We start from the raw sequence: 21,315 nt of genomic DNA, 5'->3' as shown, positions 1-21,315 counted from the left end.
TCTCGTGATCTGGGGTCTCAGTCCTGGATGCCGCGCGGCGCCGCGCTCAGCAGGTCTCGCGGAGGTGGCCCTGCTCCCCTTCGGGGGCGAGGTCCCGGTCGCGGAGCACCGTGAGCGGGGCGCTGTCGGTGCGGGCGCAGGCATCGGCGAAGGTCAGCCCGGCCTCGTCGATCGTCGGCAAGCGGGTGAAGGTGCCGAGGTTGCCGACCTCGACGGGGTCGAAGCCGGGCTCGGGGTCGGCGCCCGCGTCCCGGACCACCACGGCGGCGTCCGTCGGGAAGGCGCCGCTCACCCGTGGGCCGGGGAGACCCCGAGCGTCGCGGCGTGCTGGGCGACGATCTCCGCGAGGTCGAGGTCGCGCCGAGTCACCCCGCCGACGTCGTGGCTCGTGAGCGTCACGGTCACGGAGGGATAGGTGAGGGTGAGGTCGGGGTGGTGCCCCGCGGCCTCCGCGGCCGCGCCGATGCGGTTCACGAGGTCGAGGCCGGTGGCGAAGTCCCCGGTGTCGTAGCCGGCGGTGATGCTCTCGCCGCTCTGCGTCCAGCCGTCGGGGAGGGACGCGGCGATCTCGGTGGAGGTGAGGGTCTGTTCTGCGTCAGCCATGGGGCCATCGTGCCGCAGTTCGGCTCCCGGTGCCTCGGGCAGGCGTCTCGGTGCTCGCGGTCCGCGAGCGCGTGCGGCCGCTGCGGGAGCCGGGCGCGGAGCCCCGATCGGCGGCGCCCGCCGGGTGTCCCACCCCTGCGCGAGACTGTCCCCATGAGCGCGACCGATCCTGCCTGGCACCGCGGCACCTGCCCCCGCTGCGAGAGCCCCGAGGTGCTGCTGCACGTGATCGGCCTCCCGCTCGCCGGCGTCATGGAGTCCTCCCCGCACTGGTTGCGCTGGGACGGCTGCGTCGGGCTCGGCCCCGATCGTGAGTGCACCTCCTGCGGCTGGACCTGGTGGGAGCACGACCACGGCCACGCGGAGCAGGAGGAGTTCGATCCCGAGGACGCCGAGGAGGAACCGGCGGCGCCGCTGCGCGTGGTGGGCGCGGTGCTCGTGGACGCGCAGCAACGGGTCCTCGCGGCGCGGCGGCGCGCCGGCCTGCGCGAGGCCGGGCGCTGGGAGTTCCCGGGCGGCAAGATCGAGCCGGGCGAGTCCCCGCAGGAGGCGCTGCGGAGGGAGCTGCGCGAGGAGCTCGGCGTCGAGACCCGGGTGGGGTGGCTGATCGGCCGCGGCACCACGGGCGCGGGCGGGCGCGAGCTGCACCTGGACTGCTACTGGGCGCGAGTGCTCGGCGACCGCCCCGCGAGCTCCACCGATCACGACGAGCTCGCATGGCTGGATCGTGACGCGCTCGCGGAGCGGGACTGGCCCGAGGCGGATCAGCCGATCGTGGATCTGCTCGTCGCGGGTGCGCTCCCCCGCTTCTGATCGCCGCGGCACACCGCGGTCGGCCCGGCGAACGGCCGGTGTCCGGTCACGGAGGAGTCAGCTCGCGGGCTTCCGGGTCTCCGCGGAGAGGAACCAGGCCTGCTGCTCGAGCTTCTCGATGACGCCGTGGAGGATGTCCGCGCTCGTCGGATCCGCCTCGTCGACCTCGTCGTGCACCGTGCGCATCGTGCGCACGGTCTGCTCGACGGCGGCGGTGATGAGGTCGATCGCGTCATGGGTGAGCACCTCCCCGGCCGGGAAGTCGGCGAGCGAGGTCTGCTCGGCGACCACGTCGGGGCGGCCGTCGGGCGTGGCATGGAGGGCGCGCATGCGCTCGGCGACGTCGTCGGAGCTGTCGCGGGCGATCGCGACGACCTCGTCGAGGTTCAGGTGCAGGTCCCGGAAGTTGGGGCCGACGATGTTCCAGTGCGCCTGCTTGCCCACGAGGTGCAGGGCGATGAGGTCCACGAGGACCGCCTGGAGGTTCTTGGCGAGCGCGTCGTCCGCGAGGAACCCGCTCTCGGCGTTCTCGGTGGGGGTGGTCTTCACTGACGCCTTCGAGGATGAGCTGGTGGCCATCATGACGATCCTTCCGTCGGTGGAGCGTAATGCCTGACCCCGTCGACGGTACTCCGATCCTCGCGGATTGTCCCCACCTCGGCGGAGTCCGGGTCACAGGACCGTCACCTGCCCGGACGCGCCCCGCCCCGCGCCCGCCGCCCCGCTATCGTCACGCCCATGCCCTCCGGTCACGCCGCCCCGCTCAGCGCCGGAGCGATCTCCGCCCTCGTCGCCTTCACGAGCTCCTTCGTCGTCGTCCTCACCGGTCTCGAAGCCGTCGGCGCGAGCCCCGCGCAGGCCGCGAGCGGGCTCACCGCGGTGAGCGTGCTCATGGGTCTCGGCTCGATCGTGCTCTCCGTCATGACACGGCTGCCGATCACGGTCGCCTGGTCCACCCCCGGCGCCGCGCTGCTCGCCGCGACGGGCACCGTCGAGGGCGGCTGGCCCGCCGCGGTGGGCGCCTTCGCGCTCGTCGCCGTGCTCATCGTGCTCACCGGGCTGGTGCCCGCCCTCGCGGACCTCATGGCGCGGATCCCGCCGGCGCTCGCGCAGGCGATGCTCGCCGGGGTGCTCCTCCAGCTGTGCCTCGAGCCGGTGCTGGGCGTCGCGGCGAACCCGCTCGAGGTCGCGCCCGTCGTGATCGTGTGGCTGCTCGCGCTGCGGCTCGCGCCCCGCTGGGCCTCCCCGCTCGCCTTTGCCGCTGCGGCCGTCGTCATCGTGGTGCATCTCGTGTCGACGGGCGGATCCCTGCCGGCCGGCGCCCTCGCCGGTCATCTCGAGCTCACCGCGCCGCGGCTCACCCCGGGCGCCGTGATCGGCATCGCGCTGCCGCTGTACCTGGTCACCATGGCCTCGCAGAACGTGCCGGGCGTCGCGGTGCTGCGCAGCCTCGGCTACGAGGTCCCGTGGCGGCCCGCCATGCTCGTGACCGGCGCGGGCTCCCTGCTCGGGGCGCCGCTCGGCGGGCACGGCATCAACCTCGCCGCGATCAGCGCGGCCCTCGCGGCCGGGCCCGAGGCCGGGGAGGACCGCTCGCGCCGCTGGATCGCGAGCCTCACCTCGGGGATCGCCATGGTCGTCCTCGGCGTGCTCGCCTCGTCGGCCGCGCAGCTCGTGGCCCTCGCCCCGGAGGGCATCGTCCCCGCCGTCGCGGGACTCGCACTGCTGGGCACCTTCGTCGCCGCGGTGAAGGGGGCGCTCGCGCGCGAGGAGGAGCAGCTGCCCGCGGGGATCACCCTGCTCGTCGCCGCCTCCGGCATCGCGGTCGGCGGGATCAGCGCGGCGTTCTGGGCGCTGCTGGCGGGGCTGGTGGTGCGCTCGCTGCTGCGGGCGCGCCCGCGTCGCTGACGCGCTCCCCGGCGGAGCCGGCGGCCGTGCCGTCGGCGGGCTCGTCGGCCCGTTCCCCGATCCGCTCGCTCGGCGACTCGACCGCCGCACGGGGCGTGTCCGCGACGAAGGCGTTCAGCCAGCGGGCCGATGGGTCCGCGTCGAGGAACAGCTCCTTCACGAGCAGGGTCATCGGCACCGAGAGCAGCGCCCCGGCGGCCCCGAGGACCCAGGACCAGAACAGCACCGAGAGGAACGAGATGCTCGGTGCGAGCCCCACCGCGCGGCCCGTGACGCGCGGCTGCACGAGGCCCTGCAGGAGCATCGCGACGACGACGCACACGGCGACCACGAGCACCGCCGTCCACGGGCCCTGCGCGAGCAGCGCCATGAGCGTGGGCGGCACCATCGCGATGAGGAAGCCGATGTTGGGGATGTAGTTGCACACGAACAGCAGCACCGCCCACACCGCGGGCAGCGGCACCCCGAGCGCCCACAGGGCGAGCCCGTCGATCACGGCGACGACGACGCCGAACACTGTCGTCACGATCCAGTAGGTGCGCACGGCCCGGGAGAAGTCGACGAGGGCGTGGGCGAAGCGCGGGTGCGTGCGCTCGACGACCGCCATCCGCTCCGGCAGACCGGCGGCGTCCATGCCGAAGAAGATGATCGTCGCGACGGCCGCGGCGACGAGGGCGCCGATCGCGCTCACCGAGGACAGTGCCTGGTTGAGCAGGCCGAACAGGCTCGAGAAGTTGAACTGCGCGAGCCAGGTGCTGATCTGGTCCTGGCTCACGCCCACCCCGGCGAGCGCGTCGAGCGAGCTCTGCAGGAGGGCGTCGAAGGAGTCCGAGTAGCCGGGCAGCTCGAGCACGAGGGTGCGCACCGCCCAGGCGATCGAGAGGAAGAACGCGGCGAGGGCGAGCAGCACCGCGAGCATCGCGGCGATCGACCCCAGCACCCGCGGCGCCCCGGCCCGCTCGATCACCGCCGCGAGCGGGTGCGCCGCGATCATGAGGTTCAGCGCGAGGAAGACCGGCACGACGAGGGAGGCCAGCTCCTGGAGCCCCGCGAGGACCAGCCAGGCCGCGGCGAGGCCGATCAGCAGGAGGATGCCGCGCGGGAGGACGGGGGTGCTCATGCGGCGATCGTAGAGCCCTCGCGCGGGCAGGTCAGCGGGGCCACTCCAGGCGCGGGGTGTCCGGGCCCTCGTAGGGGGCGTCGCCGAGCTCCTCCTGGAGCCGGGCGAGCAGCGCCGCGAGCTCCTCGCGGATCCCTGCCGCGGCGGGATCGTCGGCGATGTCGGTCAGCTGCTGCGGGTCCGCGATGTTGTCGTAGAGCTCGATCTCCTCGGGCATGACGGCGCCGCTCGAGCCGGGGGTGCCGAGCCCGTCGTTGTAGCAGTGGACGTACGTGTGGGAGCGGGTGCGCACCCCGTAGTGGGCGGGGGCGTGGTGCCCGGGGTCGTCGTGCTCCCAGTAGCGGTAGTAGACGGCCTCCGGCCAGTCCTCGACGCGCTCGCCCCGCAGCAGCGGCAGGAAGCTGCGTCCCTGCTGCGCCGGGAGCGCGGAGGATCCGATGCCGGCCGCCTCGAGCAGCGTCGCGGCCATGTCGACGTTGGTGACCATCTCGCCGACGCGCGTCCCGGCGCCGATCGCCTCAGGCCAGCGGACGACGACGGGCATCGTCAGTGACTCGTCGAACATGAGCCGCTTGTCGAACCAGCCGTGGTCGCCGAGGAAGAACCCCTGGTCGGAGGTGTAGATGACCAGGGTGCTCTCGGCGAGGTCGTGCTCGTCGAGGTAGTCCAGGAGCTCGCCCACGGAGTCGTCGACCGCCTGCACGCAGCGGAGGTAGTCGCGCATGTACCGCTGGTACTTCCAGGAGGAGCGCTCGGCGAGGTGCTCCTCCCCCTCGAGCTCCGGCGGCACCGGCTCCTTCACGTCGGTGAGGGTGAGGTCGTCCAGGCGCATCGCGACGCGCCGCACCGACGCGCTGCGACCGGCGTGGTCGTCGGCGATGGTCTCCGGCTCGGGGATCGTGCCCTCCGTGTAGCGCCCCTCGTAGCGGGGGTGCGGGATCCAGGGGCGGTGGGGCGCCTTGTGGTGGACGAGGAGGCAGAAGGGCTGCTCGGGATCGCGACGGTCCAGGAAGTCGATGCTGCGGGAGGTGACCTGTCCGTCGCGTAGCCCGGGACCGTCTCCTCCCCCGCGGGGTCGATCATCACGGGATCGACGTAGGCGCCCTGGTCCGGGAAGATCGACCAGTCGTCCATGCCGCGGGGCAGCGATACCTCGGAGGTCCCCAGGTGCCACTTGCCGTGGACGGCCGTCTGGTAGCCCGCGTCGTGGAGCGCCTCGGGGAAGGTCCCCACCCGGTGGTCGAACTGGGAGTGGATCGAGCAGGCCCGGTTCACATGGCTGTAGGTGCCGGTGAGGATCGAGGCCCGCGAGGGAGTGCAGATCGAGTTCGTGCAGCAGGCCGCCTCCAAGCCTCCATCAGCGCGCCCTCCGCGGCGAGCCGGTCGATGTGGGGCGTGCTGTTCACACGGCTGCCGTAGGCGGAGATCGAGTGGGCGGCGTGGTCGTCGGAGAGGACGAGGAGGATGTTGGGCCGGGGCATCGCCCCATCCTCCCCCGACCGTGCCCGCGGTCACAGCGACACGGCCGCGGAGGCCCTCCCAGACCGCCCGGCTGGGCCCCTTCATCACGGTGTGATCACACGGGAGTCGATTGTCCGGGCAAGGATAGAGAATCGTCCCATGACTTCTCAGCAGGACGAGCCCACCCCCGATTCGACCGGCGATCGGGGCAGCGGCACGCCTCCCTCCCAGGCGACGCCGCACCGGCTCCGCCGGCGGCGCCGGGGCATCACCCCGGCACCGCCGCCCTGCGCCGGCTGGCGCCCCGCCCGCGGCTGAGCCTCCGCCCTCCACGAGCCTTCTCCTTTCAGTTCCCGGTGAGCAGCAGCCACCCGTCGTCGGTGACCTCCCCCTGCGAGGCGATGGCGATCGCCGGGGCACCGTCCTTCGTGGTGTCCACGAGCGCGACCGCCCAGACCCTCCGCTCGCCCGCACCGGGCTCGAGCGTGACCGCGAGATCGTGCTCGGCGTGGTCCCCGCGCAGCCATTCCGACGGCTCCGCCTCCCCGTCCACATAGGTGCGCAGCACCCGGTGGTCCGCGACGTCCAGCAGGGCGAAGGCGACCTTGTACCGGTGCCCCCACTGCGGGAGGTCGTTGGGGAACATGCCCCACCCGAGGTTCGTCCAGCGGTGCCGGATCGTGCAGCGGCCGGCCCGCTCCGCCGGCGGCAGTACCACCTGCTCGAGCTGCAGGCGGTATCCGCCCTGGGACTCGAAGTCCGCGACGAGGTCGGGGACGTCCCGGAACCAGGACTCGGTCTCCCCCATCCGGAAGTCGAGCATGTTCACGTGGGCCTCGACGGCGTCCTCGTACTCGCCGCGGCGCACGTCCTCGACGGTCTCGTAGCCGCGCGGGTCCACCGAGAAGTCGTGCTGCTTGGTGACCCAGCCGCCCTCGAAGACGATCGGCCGCCGGCCGATCCACTCCGCGGCGAGGTCCCGCTCCCACTGCCCGTAGTAGACGCTCATCCCGAAGGCGTCATGGCGCAACATGCACCCCTTCTCGAAGGCGTACTCGAGCAGGCCCCGCGAGTCCGGGTCCGCGGGACCCCAGTCGCCTGCCGCGCCGATCATGCGGTGGTAGTTGATCGCGAGCGGGACGTGGTCGAAGAGCCGGTGGTACAGGTCGATGTTCCAGTGGAAGACGTCCGCCCGGTTCGCGGCGTCGAGGTAGCGCATCGAATGCCCCTCTCCCCATTTGCCGAGGCCGTAGGCGTCGATGAAGGCGACCTCGTCGGGGTCGTCGAAGCGCGCGGCGAAGGCCTCGAGGAAGGTCTCGTAGCTCGACTGGAAGACCGGGTCGTCCGGGTAGGGGGTCCACACGGTCGTCGATCCGGTCTGGGTCTCGTAGCCCTCGGCGCCGGCCGCGCGCACCCAGGCGGGGGTGAAGTCGCCGGGCTTGTCGCGGCTGTCGACGACCACCCGGAAGGCGAGGCGGAGGTCGCGCTCACGGGCGCCCTGGATCATGCTGCGCAGGCCCTCGTGCACGTCCCACCCGTAGACGCCCTCCTCGGGGTTCAGCACGGTCCAGCTGAGGCGCATGTAGAGGGTCTGGGCGTGGTCGGCGACGCGCACGGGCTCGTCCCGCCCCTCGATCTCGAGGGCGTCGTAGGTCGTCCAGTAGTCGGCCGACGGGGACCCGGTGCCGTACAGCACCCATCCGGTGAGGGGGTTGCGCAGGATGCTGGTGGTGTCCGCCGCGAGGGCGAGGGTGCGGCCGGGCGGGGCGGCCTGGGCGGCGGGGGCGGCGAGCAGTCCGGCGCCGGCGGTGGCCGCGGCGGCGCCCACGCCGAGCATGCTGCGACGACGGATGCGGGATGCGCTGGTCATGGTTCTCTCCTTCGAGAACACCCCGGAGGGTCCGGGGAGCGGATCAGGGACGGGACAGGGATCGAGGTGTCGGTCGGTAGTGGGGCCGAGCGGCGGGAACGGCAGGAGCAGAGAGAGAGCTCAGAGCTGCTCCTCGTACTCCGCGCGGATCGTGTCGCCGCTCTGGGTGGTCCAGGTCGAGGTCGCCTCCTTCACCGCGTCGAGGGAGCCGCGGCCCAGGATGTACTCGTCCAGCGCGGTCATCACGGCACCCGCGGCGGAGGAGTTCTTGGCGGCCGTCGGCGAGTAGAGGCCCGCGACCGCGCTCTTGAGCAGCATCGGGGAGGAGTCCTCCTGCCAGGCGTGGGAGCGGCGCAGCTGGTCGTCGATCCGCACGGCGGAGGTGAGGATCTGCGGCGGCGCGGAGATCCTGTTCAGGGAGGTCGGGCCGATCTGGGCGGTGCCGGCGTCGGTCACCGAGATCGAGCCGTCGCCCGCGCGCTCGAAGTGCTCGCCCTTCGTCCCGTACTGGAGGAAGAAGCCCTCCTCGCTGCCGTAGGGCGCGGCGAGGTAGTTGAGGACCTTGAGCTGCTCGAGGATGCGGCCCTCCTCCGCCTTCTTGAGCGCGGTGAAGGAGAACAGCGAGCTGCCCTGGTAGATGATCCCGGCGCCGCCGTCCGCCGCGAAGGGGACGATCGCGCCGGTCGCGGTGCCCTCCGGGAGCGAGGTGTCCAGCAGCGCGGAGATCCCGTCGAGGTGCATGAGCACGCTGCCGTTCGCGATGTTGGTCTTCGCCTGCGAGCCGGACATGCTCGGGGTGTCGGGGTGGTAGTAACCGGCGTCGTGCATCTCCTTGATGTACGACGCCATCTCGAGGTAGCCCTCGTGCTCGAACTTGTGGACGAGCTTCCCGTCCACGAGGCCCCAGCCGTTGGGCACGCCGAACATCGCGGCCATGAAGTCGTAGCCCCAGTCCACGCTGTCGCCGGCGGTCTGCCCGCACAGCGCCCAGCGACCGGCCTTCGCGTCGGTCACCGCGTCCAGGAGGGCGGTGAACTCGTCCTTCGAGGAGGGGGCGGGCGCCTCGCCGGTGAGCTGCTCGACGAGGTCGGTGCGGGTGACGAGGATGCTGCCGAACGGCGGCCGGTGCACGGGGGTGCCGTAGATGCGGCCGTTGACCCGGCAGTTCTCCCACGAGGAGCTGGGGATGTTGGCGAGGTTCGGGTAGTCCGCGATCGCGTCCCCGCCGAGCAGCTCGGAGAGGTCCGTGAACTGGGCGTCCAGGAGCTGCGGCGCGTTGGTGGGCATATCGAAGGCGATGAACTCGACCATGTCGGGGATGTCGCCGCCGGCCATGACGGTCGCGAACTTGGCGCTGAAGTTCTCCGAGGAGACGATCTGCACCTCGAGGTCGGTGTCCAGCCGCTTCCGGGCCTCCTCGAGGTAGCTGTTGGAGGAGGGCGCCGGCGGGGCGTAGGAGATGACGAAGGCGGAGACGGGGTCCGTGGTGTGCGGCAGCTGCGCGTCGGTGACCGAGGTGAAGAGGTCCGCCTCCTGGGGCGCCTCGAAGTAGACGGGCTGGACGTTCTCGTCGCCGGGGAGGTCCGGGGTGGGGCCGCCGGTGACGGGCGTGTAGGTGGGGACGGCGGCGAGCTCGGTGGCGATCTCCTCGGTCGCGGCGGAGCCGCCGCAGCCGGCGAGGGCCCCGGCACCGGCGATGCCGGCGATGCCGACGGCGGCCCCGGTGAGGGCGCGGCGCCGGGTGAACGCGCGGTTGGGACGGTCGGCGGCGTGCAGGGATGCGGACATGGTGATCTCCTGTGATCGGGTGGCGGGATGGTGTAGCGGTGGGGTCTGCGGGGACGACGGGCGGGGGCGCGCGGTGGTGTCAGCCCTTGACGGCGCCGGTGAGCACGCCCTTGGTGAGGTGGCGCTGGACGAGCGGGTAGGCGCACAGGATCGGGATGATCGCGATCATCACGACGGCCATCTGGATCGACTGGGCGGGCGGTGTCACGGAGTCCGTGCTCGCCTCGACGAGGGAGGAGCCCTGCAGCACGTAGGTGCGCAGCACCAGCTGGAGCGTCCACTTCGAGGTGTCGTCGATGTAGAGCATCGCGTTGAAGAAGGAGTTCCAGTAGCCGACGGCGTAGAACAGGGCGACCACGGCGATCACGGCGCGGGAGAGCGGGAGGATGATCCGCAGCAGGATCCGCAGCTCGCCGGCGCCGTCGATCTTGGCGCTGTCCACGAGCTCCTGCGGGATGCCCATCATGAAGCCTCGCACGACGATCATGTTGAAGACGCTGAACGCCGAGGGCAGGATCAGCGACCACAGGCTGTCCAGCAGTCCGAGCTGCTTGACCATGAGGTACAGCGGGATCATGCCCGGGGAGAACAGGAACGTCAGCAGCACGAACATCAGCACGGGCCGCTGGAAGAACGAGGGCCGGCTGAGCGCCCAGGCGGCGAGCACCGTCGAGGCGACGCTGATCGTGGTGCCGACCGCGGTGACGGCGGCGGTCACGAGGATCGCCCGGGTGACGAGGCCCCCGGAGAGGATCTGCTCATAGGCCTCGAAGGTCACCGAGCGGGGCCAGAGCACGTAGCCGCCGGCGGCGGTGACGTCCGCCGCGCTGGACAGGCTCGTGGAGATGACCATGAGGAACGGGAAGAGAACGACGGTGAGGGCGACGAGGATCGCGAGCGCCTTCAGCAGCAGGACGACGGGCTGGGGTTTTCCGGCCCACACGGGCCGCACGACGGTGCTCATGACTTCGCATACACTCCTTGCTCGCCGAGCATGTGGGCGGCCTTGTTGGCCGCGAGGATCAGCACGAGGCCGACGAGTCCCTTGATGAGTCCGGCGGCGATGCCGGTGGACCAGTTCCCGTCGATCACGCCGTGGTAGTAGACGTAGGTGTCCAGGACCTCCGCGGCGCCCGGTCCGACGGCGCTGCGCTGGAGGATGATCTGCTCGAAGCCGACGCTCAGCGCGTCGCCGAGCCGGAGGATCAGCAGCAGCACGATGATCGGGCGGATGCCCGGGAGCGTCACGTGCCAGAACCGGCCCCAGGCGCCGGCGCCGTCGATCGCGGCGGCCTCGTAGAGGGAGTCGTCGATCGCGGCGAGCGCGGCGAGAAAGATGATCGTGCCCCAGCCGGCGTCCTTCCAGATGACCTGCGCGGAGAGCAGGAGCTTGAAGGTGGAGGGCTCCGCGAGGATGTTGATCGTGTGGATGTCCAGCTCGCGCAGCCAGCGGTTGATGATGCCGGCGGAGCCCAGGCTCTGCTGGAAGAACCCCACGACGATCACCCACGAGAGGAAGTGCGGGAGGTAGAGCACCGACTGCACGACCGCGCGCAGCCACGGCCACACGAGCGAGTGGATGAGCAGCGCGAGCGCGATCGGCACCGGGAAGAAGAGAACGAGCTGGATCGCCGTGATCTCGAGGGTGTTGACGACCGCGGCCCAGAAGGCGGCGTCGGTGAACAGGGCGGTGAAGTTGGACAGCCCCGCCCACGGGCTCTGCAGGATCGGGATGTAGGGCTGGTAGTCCATGAACGCGATGACGTTGCCCAGCAGCGGCACGTACACGAACAGCAGCAGCAGGATCACCGCGGGGGCGACCATGAGCGCGAGCGTGTAGTCGCGGCGCAGCCGCTGCGCCCACGGCACGGTGCGCCGCGGGATCGCGTCGCCGGTGTCGCGGCGTGCGCCGGCGCGCCGGAGCACGCCGGTGCCCGGCGGCCTTGTCGGTGTCCTGACGGTCATGTGGCTCCCTCGCTCACGGGACGGTTCTGTCCTGACCTGGGGAGCGGCCACTCGGCCGTCCCGCTCGGGCGCGCCTCGTCGCGGTGGCCCGGGTGCTGGACAGTGAACGCAACCGTTACGATCACGGTCAATCACCTTCGATCACTCGCACAGAACTCGAACAGGAGTTGTCATGAACGTCCCGGGGCGCCAGGAGCGCATCCTCATGGAGCTGCGGATGCACGGCACCGTCTCCGTCGCGGACTTCGCCGCGCGCATGGGGATCTCCCCCATGACCGTGCGCCGCGACCTCCGCGAGCTCGCCGACGCCGGCGCCCTGCGACGGATCCACGGCGGGGCCGAGGCGATCGAGGTGCCGCCCTCCACGACCGTCCGGCACCGGCCCTCGGCGCGCCGCGGCCCGGATGCGGATCCCGAGGGCGGGGCGCTGTTCACGCTCGGCGTGCTGAGCCCCGACCCCAGCTACTACTTCCCCACCGTCGTGGACGGCGCCCTCGAGCGCACCCGCGAGCTCGGCGGCCGGATGATGCTCGGCGTCTCCCGCTACGACGCCGACCGCGAGCGCATCCAGCTCGAGCGTCTGATCGCCGGCGGTGCCGACGCCCTGCTCGTGACCAGTGCCTCCGCAGACAACCCTGCCCTGCGCGAGCGCCTCGTCGAGTGCGGCCTGCCGGTCGTCATGGTCGAGCGCGGCGTCGCCGAGGAGGCCGAGGGCGCCGTCCTCGAGTCGGTGCGCACGGACCACGCCGCGGGCGCCGCCCTCGCCGTCGGCCACCTCGCCGAGCTCGGCCACGAGAGGATCGGCATGTTCACCTACGACACCCCCACCGCCGGAGCGCTGCGCCCGGGCTTCGCGCGGGCGCTCGAGCGCCGGAGCCTTCCCGGCGACGCCCCCGTGATCGTCATCGAGGAGGGCGAGGACACCGCCGCGCAGTCCCGGCGCTGCCTGGACCGGGCGCTCGAGGCCGGGGTGACGGCGCTGCTCGTGCACTCCGACCACTACGCCGCGGACTTCCTCGGCACCGCGCTCGAGACCGGGCTCGAGATCCCCGGGGACCTGTCGCTGGTCTCCTACGACGACGAGATCGCGGAGCTCGCCGCGGTGCCGCTCACCGCGGTCTCCCCGCCCCGCCGGGACGTGGGCAGGATCGCGGTGGGACTCGTGTTCGATCGCCTCTCGAGCGGCACTCAGGCCGATCTCGCCGCACGTCACGTGGCCGTTCGCCCCTCGCTCGCGGTCCGCGCCTCGACGGCCGCGCCCCCCAGGTGATCGGTATCTGTTCGATCGCACGGTGATGGTTGACGTGGTCGTTCGGGAGCCGGTGAGATGACGGGGCCACCGAACGAGGAGACACACCCCATGACCGATCACGCCTCCGCATCCCGTCGCAGCGTCGGGATGCTCCTTCCCGAGGAGACGTTCCGACGGGTCTTCGGGCAGGTCGACCTGCAGCGGCTCGAGTCCCATCCCGCCCTGCGCCTGCTCACGGACCGTCCCCTGCGCACCGTCGCGCAGGACGCCCCGCTGCTCTCCGAGGTCGAGATCCTCGTGACCGGCTGGGGCTCCCCCGTCCTCGACGCGGCGCTCCTGGACGAGATGCCCGCCCTGCGCGCGATCGCCCACTCCGCCGGCACCGTGCGCACCCTCGTCACGGACGAGGTCTACCGCCGCGGCATCGCGGTGAGCTCGAGCGCGAGCGTCAACGCGATCCCCGTCGCCGAGTTCACCGTGGCGCTGATCGTGCTCGGCGCGAAGCGCGCCTTCTGGGCCGCGCAGCGCCTGCGCGAGGGCGCCCCGGAGATCGACCTGGAGGGCAGCTGGCCCGCCGTCGGCATCCGCTCCCGCACCGTCGGCATCATCGGCGCCTCGAGCGTGGGGCGTCTCGTCATCGAGCGCCTGCGCGCCTTCGATCTCGACGTCGTCCTCGCCGATCCCACGCTCATCCCCGCCCAGGCCCGGGAGCTCGGCGTGGCCCTCGTGCCCCTTCCCGAGCTCATGGAGCGCAGCGACATCATCTCCCTGCACGCCCCGCTGCTGCCCTCGACCTCCCGCATGATCGACCGCGACCTGCTGCGTCGCATGCGGCCGGGGACCACCTTCGTCAACACCGCCCGCGGCGAGCTCGTGGACCAGGACGCCCTCGCCGACCGTCTCGACGACGGGGACGTGACCGCGCTGCTCGACGTCGCCGAGGAGGAGCCGCTCCCCCTGGGCTCACGACTGCGCACGCACCCCCATGCGTTCCTCACCCCGCACATCGCCGGGTCCGTGGGCACCGAGCTGGGCCGCCTCTCTGCGCACGCGGTGGACGAGGTCATCTCCTTCGCCACGACCGGCACCTTCGCCGAGGAGATCTCCGCCTCGACCTTCTCCCTGCGCGCCTGAGGAGGCCCCGCGATGACCGTCCCCTCCCGCTTCGAGGACCTCCTCACCCCTCCCGTCCTCGCCGCCCTCCGGCCCGGCGCCTGGCGTGCGGCCCCGCCCGTCGCGGACCGCGCCGCCTGGGAGCACGTGCCCGCGACGCACCGCGAGAAGGTGCTCGAGGCGGCGGAGGCCTGGCAGCGCGACTCGCGGGAGACCCCGCCGAGCCTCGAGCTGTGGACCCACTACCACCGCACCGGGGAGCGGCTGCCCTACGACACCGCGCAGCGGCTGCTGCTGAACGCGACGGCCTCCGCCGCCCTCGCGCTCGCGCTCACCGGCGAGGACCGCTGGCGGCGCGACCTCGCGGACGACGTCTGGCGGCTGTGCGAGCTCTCCGCCTGGTGCCTGCCCTCCCACTACGCGCTCCCCGAGGACGGCTCCCGGCCGCCGCTCCCCCAGCCCGGTCGGGACGTGCTCGACCTCGCCTGCGGCTACGCGGGCGGGATGCTCGCCGCCGTCGACTCCTTCGCCGGCGAGGCGCTCGAGGAGGAGTACCCGGGGATCCGGGCACGCATGCACCACGAGATCCGCGACCGCGTGCTGCGCCCGTGGCGCGAGGAGGTCTACTTCTGGCACGGGATCGAGGAGACCCCCAACAACTGGGCGCCGTGGATCGTCTCGAACGCCCTGCTCTGCGCGGCCGCCCTCGAGGAGGACCCGGCCGAGCTCGCCGAGGACGCCCGCCGGGCGCTCGCGATCCTCGACCGCTTCCGCGCGGGCTATGCGACCGACGGCAGCTGCGACGAGGGCGCCACCTACTGGTGGTGGGCCGGGGCGACGCTCTTCGAGGCGCTCGACCTGTTAGAGGAGATCACCGGCGGCGCGCTCGACGGCTTCCGCGTCGAGCCGGTCGCGGCGATGGCCGCCTTCCCCATGCGCATGCAGATCAGCGCCGACTCCCAGGTCAACTACTCCGACGGCGCGGCCTCCCTGCCGCCGAACGCCTCCTGGCACCTGCTCGGCCGCTTCGGCGAGCGGGTGCAGGACGAGACGGTCGCCGCCCACGCGCGCTGGATGGGCGGGCTGCACCCCCTGCGCCTGCCCGAGCAGCTCGCGCCCCAGTTCCTGCGCACGCTCCACGAGCTGCGCGACCCCGCCTGGCGCGAGGCGGGGCCCGAGGCGCCCGGCATGCCGCGCTCCTGGTACTCCCCCGGCACCGAGCTCGCCGTGATGCGCGAGAAGGAGGGGGAGGTGCGCGGCTGGTTCCTCGCCGCGAAGGGCGGCCACAACGACGTCAGCCACAACCACGACGACGTGGGCGGCGTGATCGCCTCGCTCGACGGCCTTCCCGTGCTCATCGACGCCGGCGTGGGCGACTACCGGCGCGAGACCTTCCTGCCCGAGACCCGCTACACGATCTGGACCATGCGCAGCAGCTTCCACAGCTGCCCGTTGCCCGGCGGGCTCGAGCAGCCGGCCGGGATCGGCTTCCGCGCCGCGGGCACCGCCTTCTCCGACGACGGCGACCGCGCCGCGCTCTCCGCGGACCTCGCCGGTGCCTACCCGGAGGAGGCGGGCCTGCGGCGCTGCGACCGCACCGCGACCCTCGACCGGCGACGCCAGGAGGTGCGGATCGAAGACGACTGGGAGGCCGCCTCGCCGCTCGTGATGGAGCAGGTGCTCATGACCCTGGACCGGCCCGAGCCGCTCGGCGAGGGGCGGCTGCGCATCGGCCCCGCCGAGCTGCGGCTGGATCCCCCGGACCTCGCGGTGCGCATCGAGGAGATCCCGCTGACGGACGCGCGGCTGCGCGGGACCTGGGGCGAGCGTGTGCACCGCACGGTGCTCACCCCGGGGACGGCGACGGCCCGCGGCCGGAGCAGATTCGTGCTCCGCCGCGGGCCGGGTGCCGGCGGGGCCACCGCCTGAGCGAGGGCCTCCGGACGGCCGTCGGCCCCGCCCCGCAGGACGTGCGGGGCGGGGCCGACAGGTCTCACACGGCGGGGACGGGCTCCGCCTTGCCGGAGCGGGAGCTCTCGTACGCCGCGAGGATGATGCCGAGCACCGCGATGCCCTCCTCCTCGGTGTTGATCGGGCGACGCCCCGTCTCGAGGCAGGTGACGAAGTCCGCGATCTCCGCGGCGAAGGTGTCGATCGGCTCCGCCGCGAACACCTGCTCCTCCTCCTCGGCGCGCAGCTTCACGCGCAGGGTCGAGCCGTCGGAGCTCAGCGAGCCCTTCTCGCCCACGACGGAGAAGCGGTCCGTGCCCGGCGCGGCCTGGTAGGCCCACGAGGTCACGAGCTGGCCCACCGAGCCGTTGTCGAAGCGCACGAGCACCTGGGCGGAGTCCTCGCCCTCCATGAAGGTGAGGCGGTGCGTGGACATCATGGAGAACGCCTCGACCGGCTTGCCGCCGGAGAGGTGCATGAGCAGGTAGGTCGGGTGGTAGCCGGTGTCGATGTACTCGCCGCCGCCCGAGGTCGCGGCCTTCGCGCGCCAGCCCATGGACTCCGGGTCGAAGTCGTTGAAGAACGAGTCCGTCGTGCGCACCTCGTAGACGGTGCCGAGGACGCCGGAGTCGATGACCTCCTTGGCCTTCGCGACGGCGGGCATGAACAGCTGGTTGTGGGCGCACATGAGGGTCACGCCCGCCTTCTGCACGGCGTCGCGCACCTCGCGCGCCTCCTCGGCGGTGAGGCACAGCGGCTTCTCGCAGAGGATGTGCTTGCCGGCCTCCGCCGCGGCGATGATCGCGGGCTTGTGGAGGTGGTGGGGCAGGCAGATGTCGACCGCGTCGACGTCCGGGTCCTTCACGAGCTCGGTGAAGTCGCTGTAGCCGGTCGCGCCGAGCTGCTCGACGCGCTGGGCGAGGGTCTCGGGGACGGCGTCGGCCACGGCGGTGACCTTCACGCGGTCGGGGATGGTGGCGTAGCCGCCGAGGTGGGCGTTGGCGATGCCGCCGCCGCCGATGAGGCCGATGCGGACGGGAAGGGTGAGGGTCATGGTGTCTCTCCTGAGGGGTCAGGCCGCGGCGTTCGCGGCGACGACGAGCTGGGTGAGCGCACGGGCGCGCTCGAGGTTCTCGGTGGTGGGGGTGCCGGTGCGGATCGCGGTGACCCACTGGGCGAAGGGGGCGTCGATGTCGGCGGGGACCTCGAGGTCCTTCCACCCCTCGGCGGTGCCGAGCTGCATGCGGCCCTCGTCGAACCCGTAGAGCAGGGTCCCCTCGGTGCCCTGCACCTCGATGGTGAAGGGGCTGAAGGGGGTCACGAAGCCGGTCTCGATGACGCCGATCGCGCCGTCCGGCGTGGTGATCGAGACGACCGCGTTGTCCTCGACGCCGCGGCCGGTCATGTCGGTGTACGCGGCGCGCACGCTCGAGGCCTCGGCGCCCAGGATCAGCTGGGTGAGGTACACGGGGTGCGCGGCGAGATCGCTGAACGCGCCGCCGATCGCCTCGGCCGGGTCGTAGAAGCGGGCGGGCAGCCAGTCGCCGGTCGAGCCGTTGTGGGCCAGACGCACCCGCGAGTAGCTGATGCGGCCCAGGGTCCCGGCCTCGAGCACCTCGCGCAGGGCGACGGTGTACCCGTGCGAGAGCCGCGGCAGGGACACGGTGATCTGCACGCCGGCGGCGCTCGCCGCGGAGGTCAGGGCGTCGCAGCCCTCGACGGTGGGCGAGAGCAGCTTCTCGGTGAAGACGTGCTTCCCGCTCGCGATCACCTTCCCGAGGATCTCGTCGTGGTCGGTGGTCGCGGTCGTGTTCGTGACACCGTCGAGGTCCTCGCGGGCGAGCAGCGCGTCGAGGTCCGCCTCGAAGGGCACCCCGAGGGTCTCCGCCAGGGCGGCGCCGCGCTCGGCGTCGTCATCCCAGACGGCCACGAGCTCCGTGTCCGGGTGGTCGAGGGCGGCGCGCCCGTACTCCTCGGCGTGCACGTGCCATGCGGAGAGCACGGCGATGCGCAGGGGGTGGGTCATGGGGAGGGTTTCCTTCTTCTCTTCTCGTGGGTGGGGTCCTGTCCGGCTCGTGCGGCCGGTGCCCTGGAGCAGGTGTCGTCTGTCGATCATGGTGGAGCGCCTTCGCTCGTCGGGTGGTGCGGCAGGGGGCTCGCCCCCTGCCGCACCGGGTCAGCTGCCGGGGACGGGACTGGGCTTCCCGTAGGTCTCCGGCATCCTGTAGTCGGGGAACAGCGCCATCTTCGGCTCGATCATCTGCTGGTTGGAGGCGACGGCCTCCTCCGGGGTCGATGATCCCAGCGCCACCGAGGACTTGGTGCGGGTGAGCGTGTCCCACATCGCCGAGCCCACCGGCAGCGGGGGCCGCGAGGTGGAGTTCGGGAGCATCGTGCGGAACAGCTCGGCCTTGGGGTTGTACTTCCCCTCCTCGATGGCCTGCAGGTTCGTGGGAAGGTTGCCGTACTGCGGCACCACCCTCGACTGCCCCTCGTAGCCGGCGTAGAACTTCAGGAACTCCCAGAGGGTCTTCGTGATGTTCGCGCCGCGCGGGATGACGAGGCACTGGCCGCCCGACCACGTGTAGGTGGGGTCGCCCTCCTTCGCCACGGGGAGGTAGGTGAACTTCAGCGGGAGGTCCGGCGCGTACTTCTCGTTGCCGGAGATCTGCCAGGGACCGGTGGTGTCGATCCCGAGGCGTCCGCTGAACATGGCGGTCTGCGTGGGCGGGGCGTTCGGCGGCTGGTAGGTCGCGAAGAACGCGTCCACCGAGGCGTAGGGGAACCGCTCGGCCCAGTCCGCGTAGAGCTCGTACACCGACTGCCACTCGGGCGAGTCGAGGGTGACGGTGCCGGTCGCGTTGTCGTAGGCCGACGCGCCGAGGCCGAAGCCCCACGTGTACGGCCAGCCCTCGGAGAGCCAGGGAGCGAAGCCGAACCGCGTGTAGTTGCCGCGCTTGTCCTGCTGCACGATCTTCTCGACCGCGTCGTCCATCTCGTCCCAGGTGATGGTGTGCTGGGAGGCGTCGAACAGGTCCAGGTCCACGCCGGCGTCCTTGAGGACGTCCTCGTTGTACATGAGCCCGCGGGCGTCGGTCGTGCAGGGCAGCCCGTAGAGGCGGCCGTCGTAGGTCAGCTCGTCCACGGCGAACTGGATCCACTGCGACTTGAACTCCTCCGGGGAGACGTCCTCGTACTTCTCGATGAGGTCGTCGAGCGGCTCGAGCAGCCCGATCGAGGCGTTCTGCACCGCGTTGAAGCGGTCCATCCACCACAGGTCCGGGGCGGTCCCGCCGCGCACCGCGGTGATGATCTGGGACATGTCCGCCACGCCGGAGGAGGGCACCTGATCGATGTAGATCTGGGCGTCCTTCCCGGCGTCGGTCGCGAGGAACGCATCGCGGACCTGCTCGTCCTTGTCCTTGTCCGCCGCGCCCACACCCCAGTAGCTGATGGTGTTGGGCCCCGAGGCGGGACGGGAGGCGCAGGCGCCGAGGCCCAGCGCGAGACCGGCGGCGGAGGTGCCGGTGAGGAAGGAACGCCTCGAGATCACTTGAAGCCTCCGATCGTGATGCCGCGGATGAAGTACCGCTGGAAGACGAAGAACAGGACCAGCAGCGGGAGGATCACGAGGAACGAGGCCGCCATGAGCTGGTTGAAGGTGACGTCCTGCGCGTTCACGGAGCGGAAGGTCTGCAGACCGATCGAGAGGGTCTGGACCTTCGAGTCCTGCAGGTAGATCAGCGGGCCCATGAAGTCGTTCCACGAGCCGACGGCCGCGAAGATCGCGACGGTGGTCAGCGCCGGCATCGAGGTGGGCAGCGCGATCTTCCACAGGATCGTCCACTCGCTCGCACCGTCCACGCGGGCCGCGTCGAGCATCGCCCGCGGGATCTGCAGCAGGAACTGGCGCAGCAGGAACACGTAGAACGCCGAGCCGAATGCCGCCGGGATGATGAGCGGGAAGAGCGTGTTGACGAGTCCGAGCCGCGCCCACATGTCGAACATCGGGATAAGGGTCACCGGGAAGGGCAGGAACAGCGTCGCGATGACGACGTAGAAGATCTTGTCCCGGCCCGGCCAGTCGATGCACGAGAACCCGTAGGCGATGACGAAGTTCGAGATCACCGAGAGGATCACGACGCTGATCGTGATGATCGCGGAGTTCGCGAAGAACTGCAGGAACGGCATCGCCGTGACGGCCTTGACGAAGTTCCCGAACTCGGGGACGTGGGGCCACAACGTGGGCGGGAACTTCGCGAGCTCCTCGTCGGACTTCAGCGCCGAGGCGATCATCCAGTACAGGGGCAGCAGGAAGAGGATGCTCAGCGCGATCATGACGACTCGCGCGATCACGGTGGAGTACCAGGGGCGACGGGTGCCGTCGGCCCGGCGGTTGTAGAGCTCGGCGTCGGACTTCTTGCGTCGGACGACGTTCTCGGTATCGGTCTGGATCATGCTGGTCATCAGCCGGCCTCCACGTCGTAGTTCACGAACCGGCGCGAGAGCCAGAAGATCAGCAGGGCCAGGGCGAGGCCTGCGAGGAACAGGAGCACGGCGAGTGCCGAGGCGTAGCCGAGCTCCGCGAAGCCGAAGGCGTTCTTGTAGAGGTACATCATGTAGAAGAGCGCGCCGGCGTCGGGGTCGCCGGTGCCGTTGGTGACGATGAAGGCCTCGGTGAACACCTGGAGGGCGCCGGAGACGCCGGTGATGAGGTTGAACAGCAGCACCGGGGTCAGCAGCGGGAAGGTGATCGAGAAGAACTGCCGGATCGGGCCGGCGCCGTCCACGCGGGCTGCCTCGTACACGGTGCGCGGGACGTTGCGCAGTCCGGCGAGGAAGATCAGGGCCGCGTTGCCCGCTCCCAGCTGTGCCATGAGGATGATCGCGATCTTCACGCCCGTCGGGTCGCCCAGGAGGTTGACGTTCGCGCCGCCGAACAGGTTCAGCACCTGGTTGAAGACGCCGAACTGGGGATTCAGGAACACGATGAAGATGAAGGACATCGCGAAGGCGGGGATGAGCGAGGGCGCGTAGAAGATCGTCCGGTACAGGGCGACCTCGCGCACGTTCTGGTTCATCGCGATCGCGAGCGAGAGGGCGACGATCAGTCCCAGCGGCACCGCGATGATCGCGTAGAAGATCGTGTTGCTCGCGGCCTTGGCGACGAGGGGGTCCGTCACGGCGGTGACGTAGTTCTGGATGCCCACCCAGGTGGGTGCCTCCATGCCGGAGTACCGCGTGAAGCTCAGCGAGATCGAGTAGATCACCGGGTACAGGATGAAGACGACCACGCCGATGATCCAGGGCGAGATGAACAGCAGGCCCGTGCGCAGCTTGCGCCGTTGGCCGGAGTTCATCCGCCGGGGTCGGTCCGGTGGTCGGGCGGCCGCCCGGTCCGAAGCCGCTGCGCGCTGCGCGCCGGGTTCCGTGATCTGGGGGCCGACGGTGTCGGGGACACTCATCGTGCTT

The 21,315-nt window shown here is 71.5% G+C and carries 21 protein-coding genes and 1 pseudogene; 6 read left to right on the top strand and 16 right to left on the bottom strand.

Going from position 1 to position 21,315, the window contains the following annotated elements; all coding sequences use genetic code 11:
* Window positions 1-46 precede the first annotated feature (46 nt).
* Window positions 47-292, bottom strand: a complete 246-nt coding sequence (locus tag ACYVAP_RS07260) for a hypothetical protein (RefSeq protein WP_498860145.1) — start codon at window positions 290-292, stop codon at window positions 47-49.
* Window positions 289-603, bottom strand: a complete 315-nt coding sequence (locus ACYVAP_RS07255; protein ID WP_498860144.1) for a 4a-hydroxytetrahydrobiopterin dehydratase — start codon at window positions 601-603, stop codon at window positions 289-291. Before ACYVAP_RS07255 ends, ACYVAP_RS07260 begins: the two co-directional genes overlap by 4 nt.
* Window positions 604-756: 153 nt before the next feature.
* Here ACYVAP_RS07255 and ACYVAP_RS07250 point away from each other — a divergent pair, with 153 nt between their 5' ends.
* A complete protein-coding gene (locus tag ACYVAP_RS07250) occupies window positions 757-1,416 on the top strand; it encodes a (deoxy)nucleoside triphosphate pyrophosphohydrolase (protein ID WP_498860143.1) in 660 nt (219 codons plus the stop codon).
* 57 nt (window positions 1,417-1,473) lie between these two features.
* Here the strand turns inward: ACYVAP_RS07250 and ACYVAP_RS07245 are convergent, their stop codons facing one another.
* The gene (locus ACYVAP_RS07245; RefSeq protein ID WP_498860142.1) at window positions 1,474-1,995 is read right to left on the bottom strand and encodes a Dps family protein; all 522 of its coding nucleotides are present in this window, start codon (window positions 1,993-1,995) and stop codon (window positions 1,474-1,476) included.
* A gap of 159 nt (window positions 1,996-2,154) precedes the next feature.
* Between ACYVAP_RS07245 and ACYVAP_RS07240 the strand changes: the two genes are divergently transcribed.
* Complete coding sequence (locus tag ACYVAP_RS07240; RefSeq protein WP_498860141.1) at window positions 2,155-3,324, top strand: benzoate/H(+) symporter BenE family transporter; 1,170 nt, start codon at window positions 2,155-2,157, stop codon at window positions 3,322-3,324.
* On the opposite strand, the gene ACYVAP_RS07235 is transcribed toward ACYVAP_RS07240, so the two are convergent.
* The 4 genes and pseudogenes from ACYVAP_RS07235 to ACYVAP_RS07220 all read right to left on the bottom strand — a co-directional run bounded on the left by ACYVAP_RS07235 (window position 3,251) and on the right by ACYVAP_RS07220 (window position 5,925).
* Window positions 3,251-4,444: an AI-2E family transporter gene (locus ACYVAP_RS07235; protein ID WP_498860140.1), complete on the bottom strand. Its 1,194-nt coding sequence runs from the start codon at window positions 4,442-4,444 to the stop codon at window positions 3,251-3,253. The two genes, ACYVAP_RS07240 and ACYVAP_RS07235, sit on opposite strands and share 74 nt — an antisense overlap.
* A gap of 31 nt (window positions 4,445-4,475) precedes the next feature.
* Window positions 4,476-5,618, bottom strand: coding sequence for a sulfatase/phosphatase domain-containing protein (locus ACYVAP_RS07230; RefSeq protein ID WP_498860139.1), 1,143 nt, complete (start codon window positions 5,616-5,618; stop codon window positions 4,476-4,478).
* 41 nt (window positions 5,619-5,659) lie between these two features.
* Window positions 5,660-5,719 (bottom strand): annotated as a pseudogene (locus ACYVAP_RS07225) (hypothetical protein); the annotation flags it as partial.
* Window positions 5,716-5,925 (bottom strand): sulfatase-like hydrolase/transferase, encoded by a 210-nt coding sequence (locus ACYVAP_RS07220; RefSeq protein ID WP_498860138.1) that lies wholly within the window; start codon window positions 5,923-5,925, stop codon window positions 5,716-5,718. The gene ACYVAP_RS07220 and the pseudogene ACYVAP_RS07225, both read right to left, overlap by 4 nt.
* Window positions 5,926-6,064: 139 nt before the next feature.
* Here ACYVAP_RS07220 and ACYVAP_RS07215 point away from each other — a divergent pair, with 139 nt between their 5' ends.
* Window positions 6,065-6,223 carry a hypothetical protein gene (locus ACYVAP_RS07215; protein ID WP_264451051.1) on the top strand — a complete coding sequence of 53 codons (159 nt, stop codon included), beginning with the start codon at window positions 6,065-6,067 and terminating at the stop codon, window positions 6,221-6,223.
* 28 nt (window positions 6,224-6,251) lie between these two features.
* On the opposite strand, the gene ACYVAP_RS07210 is transcribed toward ACYVAP_RS07215, so the two are convergent.
* The 4 genes from ACYVAP_RS07210 to ACYVAP_RS07195 all read right to left on the bottom strand — a co-directional run bounded on the left by ACYVAP_RS07210 (window position 6,252) and on the right by ACYVAP_RS07195 (window position 11,528).
* Entirely contained in the window at window positions 6,252-7,775 is a 1,524-nt protein-coding gene (locus ACYVAP_RS07210; RefSeq protein WP_498860137.1) for a hypothetical protein, read from the bottom strand.
* Between the two features lie 120 nt (window positions 7,776-7,895).
* On the bottom strand, window positions 7,896-9,563 hold the full coding sequence (locus tag ACYVAP_RS07205) for an extracellular solute-binding protein (RefSeq protein ID WP_264451053.1): 1,668 nt from the start codon (window positions 9,561-9,563) through the stop codon (window positions 7,896-7,898).
* 79 nt (window positions 9,564-9,642) lie between these two features.
* Complete coding sequence (locus ACYVAP_RS07200) at window positions 9,643-10,527, bottom strand: carbohydrate ABC transporter permease (protein ID WP_137770621.1); 885 nt, start codon at window positions 10,525-10,527, stop codon at window positions 9,643-9,645.
* Complete coding sequence (locus tag ACYVAP_RS07195) at window positions 10,524-11,528, bottom strand: ABC transporter permease (protein ID WP_264451054.1); 1,005 nt, start codon at window positions 11,526-11,528, stop codon at window positions 10,524-10,526. Before ACYVAP_RS07195 ends, ACYVAP_RS07200 begins: the two co-directional genes overlap by 4 nt.
* Before the next feature lie 172 nt (window positions 11,529-11,700).
* Here ACYVAP_RS07195 and ACYVAP_RS07190 point away from each other — a divergent pair, with 172 nt between their 5' ends.
* From ACYVAP_RS07190 to ACYVAP_RS07180, 3 genes are all read left to right on the top strand, one after another.
* Entirely contained in the window at window positions 11,701-12,798 is a 1,098-nt protein-coding gene (locus ACYVAP_RS07190) for a substrate-binding domain-containing protein (protein WP_264451055.1), read from the top strand.
* A gap of 90 nt (window positions 12,799-12,888) precedes the next feature.
* Window positions 12,889-13,914, top strand: coding sequence for a hydroxyacid dehydrogenase (locus ACYVAP_RS07185; protein ID WP_264451056.1), 1,026 nt, complete (start codon window positions 12,889-12,891; stop codon window positions 13,912-13,914).
* Between the two features lie 12 nt (window positions 13,915-13,926).
* Window positions 13,927-15,822, top strand: coding sequence for a hypothetical protein (locus ACYVAP_RS07180; protein WP_498860136.1), 1,896 nt, complete (start codon window positions 13,927-13,929; stop codon window positions 15,820-15,822).
* 64 nt (window positions 15,823-15,886) lie between these two features.
* Here ACYVAP_RS07180 and ACYVAP_RS07175 read toward each other — a convergent pair whose 3' ends face one another.
* The 5 genes from ACYVAP_RS07175 to ACYVAP_RS07155 all read right to left on the bottom strand — a co-directional run bounded on the left by ACYVAP_RS07175 (window position 15,887) and on the right by ACYVAP_RS07155 (window position 21,308).
* Window positions 15,887-16,897 carry a Gfo/Idh/MocA family protein gene (locus ACYVAP_RS07175; protein WP_498860135.1) on the bottom strand — a complete coding sequence of 337 codons (1,011 nt, stop codon included), beginning with the start codon at window positions 16,895-16,897 and terminating at the stop codon, window positions 15,887-15,889.
* 18 nt (window positions 16,898-16,915) lie between these two features.
* Entirely contained in the window at window positions 16,916-17,869 is a 954-nt protein-coding gene (locus ACYVAP_RS07170; protein WP_264451059.1) for a Gfo/Idh/MocA family protein, read from the bottom strand.
* 150 nt (window positions 17,870-18,019) lie between these two features.
* A complete protein-coding gene (locus ACYVAP_RS07165; RefSeq protein WP_498860134.1) occupies window positions 18,020-19,396 on the bottom strand; it encodes a type 2 periplasmic-binding domain-containing protein in 1,377 nt (458 codons plus the stop codon).
* On the bottom strand, window positions 19,393-20,310 hold the full coding sequence (locus ACYVAP_RS07160; RefSeq protein WP_498860133.1) for a carbohydrate ABC transporter permease: 918 nt from the start codon (window positions 20,308-20,310) through the stop codon (window positions 19,393-19,395). The genes ACYVAP_RS07165 and ACYVAP_RS07160 overlap by 4 nt, the downstream gene beginning before the upstream one ends.
* Entirely contained in the window at window positions 20,310-21,308 is a 999-nt protein-coding gene (locus ACYVAP_RS07155) for a carbohydrate ABC transporter permease (RefSeq protein WP_498860132.1), read from the bottom strand. Before ACYVAP_RS07155 ends, ACYVAP_RS07160 begins: the two co-directional genes overlap by 1 nt.
* Between the last annotated feature and the right edge of the window lie 7 nt (window positions 21,309-21,315).

It is taken from the genome of Brachybacterium horti (assembly GCF_054777615.1).
Note: the sequence above shows the minus strand (reverse complement) of the source record. Positions and strands in the feature narration are given on the sequence as shown.

Bases quoted from the DNA above. Each gene is read 5' to 3' on its own strand.
- ACYVAP_RS07215 (WP_264451051.1), top strand. From the start codon at position 6,065: ATGACTTCTCAGCAGGACGAGCCCACCCCCGATTCGACCGGCGATCGG.
- ACYVAP_RS07245 (WP_498860142.1), bottom strand. From the start codon at position 1,995: ATGGCCACCAGCTCATCCTCGAAGGCGTCAGTGAAGACCACCCCCACC.
- ACYVAP_RS07210 (WP_498860137.1), bottom strand. From the start codon at position 7,775: ATGACCAGCGCATCCCGCATCCGTCGTCGCAGCATGCTCGGCGTGGGC.
- ACYVAP_RS07185 (WP_264451056.1), top strand. From the start codon at position 12,889: ATGACCGATCACGCCTCCGCATCCCGTCGCAGCGTCGGGATGCTCCTT.
- ACYVAP_RS07205 (WP_264451053.1), bottom strand. From the start codon at position 9,563: ATGTCCGCATCCCTGCACGCCGCCGACCGTCCCAACCGCGCGTTCACC.
- ACYVAP_RS07160 (WP_498860133.1), bottom strand. From the start codon at position 20,310: ATGACCAGCATGATCCAGACCGATACCGAGAACGTCGTCCGACGCAAG.
- ACYVAP_RS07220 (WP_498860138.1), bottom strand. From the start codon at position 5,925: ATGCCCCGGCCCAACATCCTCCTCGTCCTCTCCGACGACCACGCCGCC.
- ACYVAP_RS07180 (WP_498860136.1), top strand. From the start codon at position 13,927: ATGACCGTCCCCTCCCGCTTCGAGGACCTCCTCACCCCTCCCGTCCTC.
- ACYVAP_RS07200 (WP_137770621.1), bottom strand. From the start codon at position 10,527: ATGAGCACCGTCGTGCGGCCCGTGTGGGCCGGAAAACCCCAGCCCGTC.
- ACYVAP_RS07235 (WP_498860140.1), bottom strand. From the start codon at position 4,444: ATGAGCACCCCCGTCCTCCCGCGCGGCATCCTCCTGCTGATCGGCCTC.
- ACYVAP_RS07190 (WP_264451055.1), top strand. From the start codon at position 11,701: ATGAACGTCCCGGGGCGCCAGGAGCGCATCCTCATGGAGCTGCGGATG.
- ACYVAP_RS07255 (WP_498860144.1), bottom strand. From the start codon at position 603: ATGGCTGACGCAGAACAGACCCTCACCTCCACCGAGATCGCCGCGTCC.
- ACYVAP_RS07240 (WP_498860141.1), top strand. From the start codon at position 2,155: ATGCCCTCCGGTCACGCCGCCCCGCTCAGCGCCGGAGCGATCTCCGCC.
- ACYVAP_RS07195 (WP_264451054.1), bottom strand. From the start codon at position 11,528: ATGACCGTCAGGACACCGACAAGGCCGCCGGGCACCGGCGTGCTCCGG.
- ACYVAP_RS07175 (WP_498860135.1), bottom strand. From the start codon at position 16,897: ATGACCCTCACCCTTCCCGTCCGCATCGGCCTCATCGGCGGCGGCGGC.
- ACYVAP_RS07170 (WP_264451059.1), bottom strand. From the start codon at position 17,869: ATGACCCACCCCCTGCGCATCGCCGTGCTCTCCGCATGGCACGTGCAC.
- ACYVAP_RS07155 (WP_498860132.1), bottom strand. From the start codon at position 21,308: ATGAGTGTCCCCGACACCGTCGGCCCCCAGATCACGGAACCCGGCGCG.
- ACYVAP_RS07250 (WP_498860143.1), top strand. From the start codon at position 757: ATGAGCGCGACCGATCCTGCCTGGCACCGCGGCACCTGCCCCCGCTGC.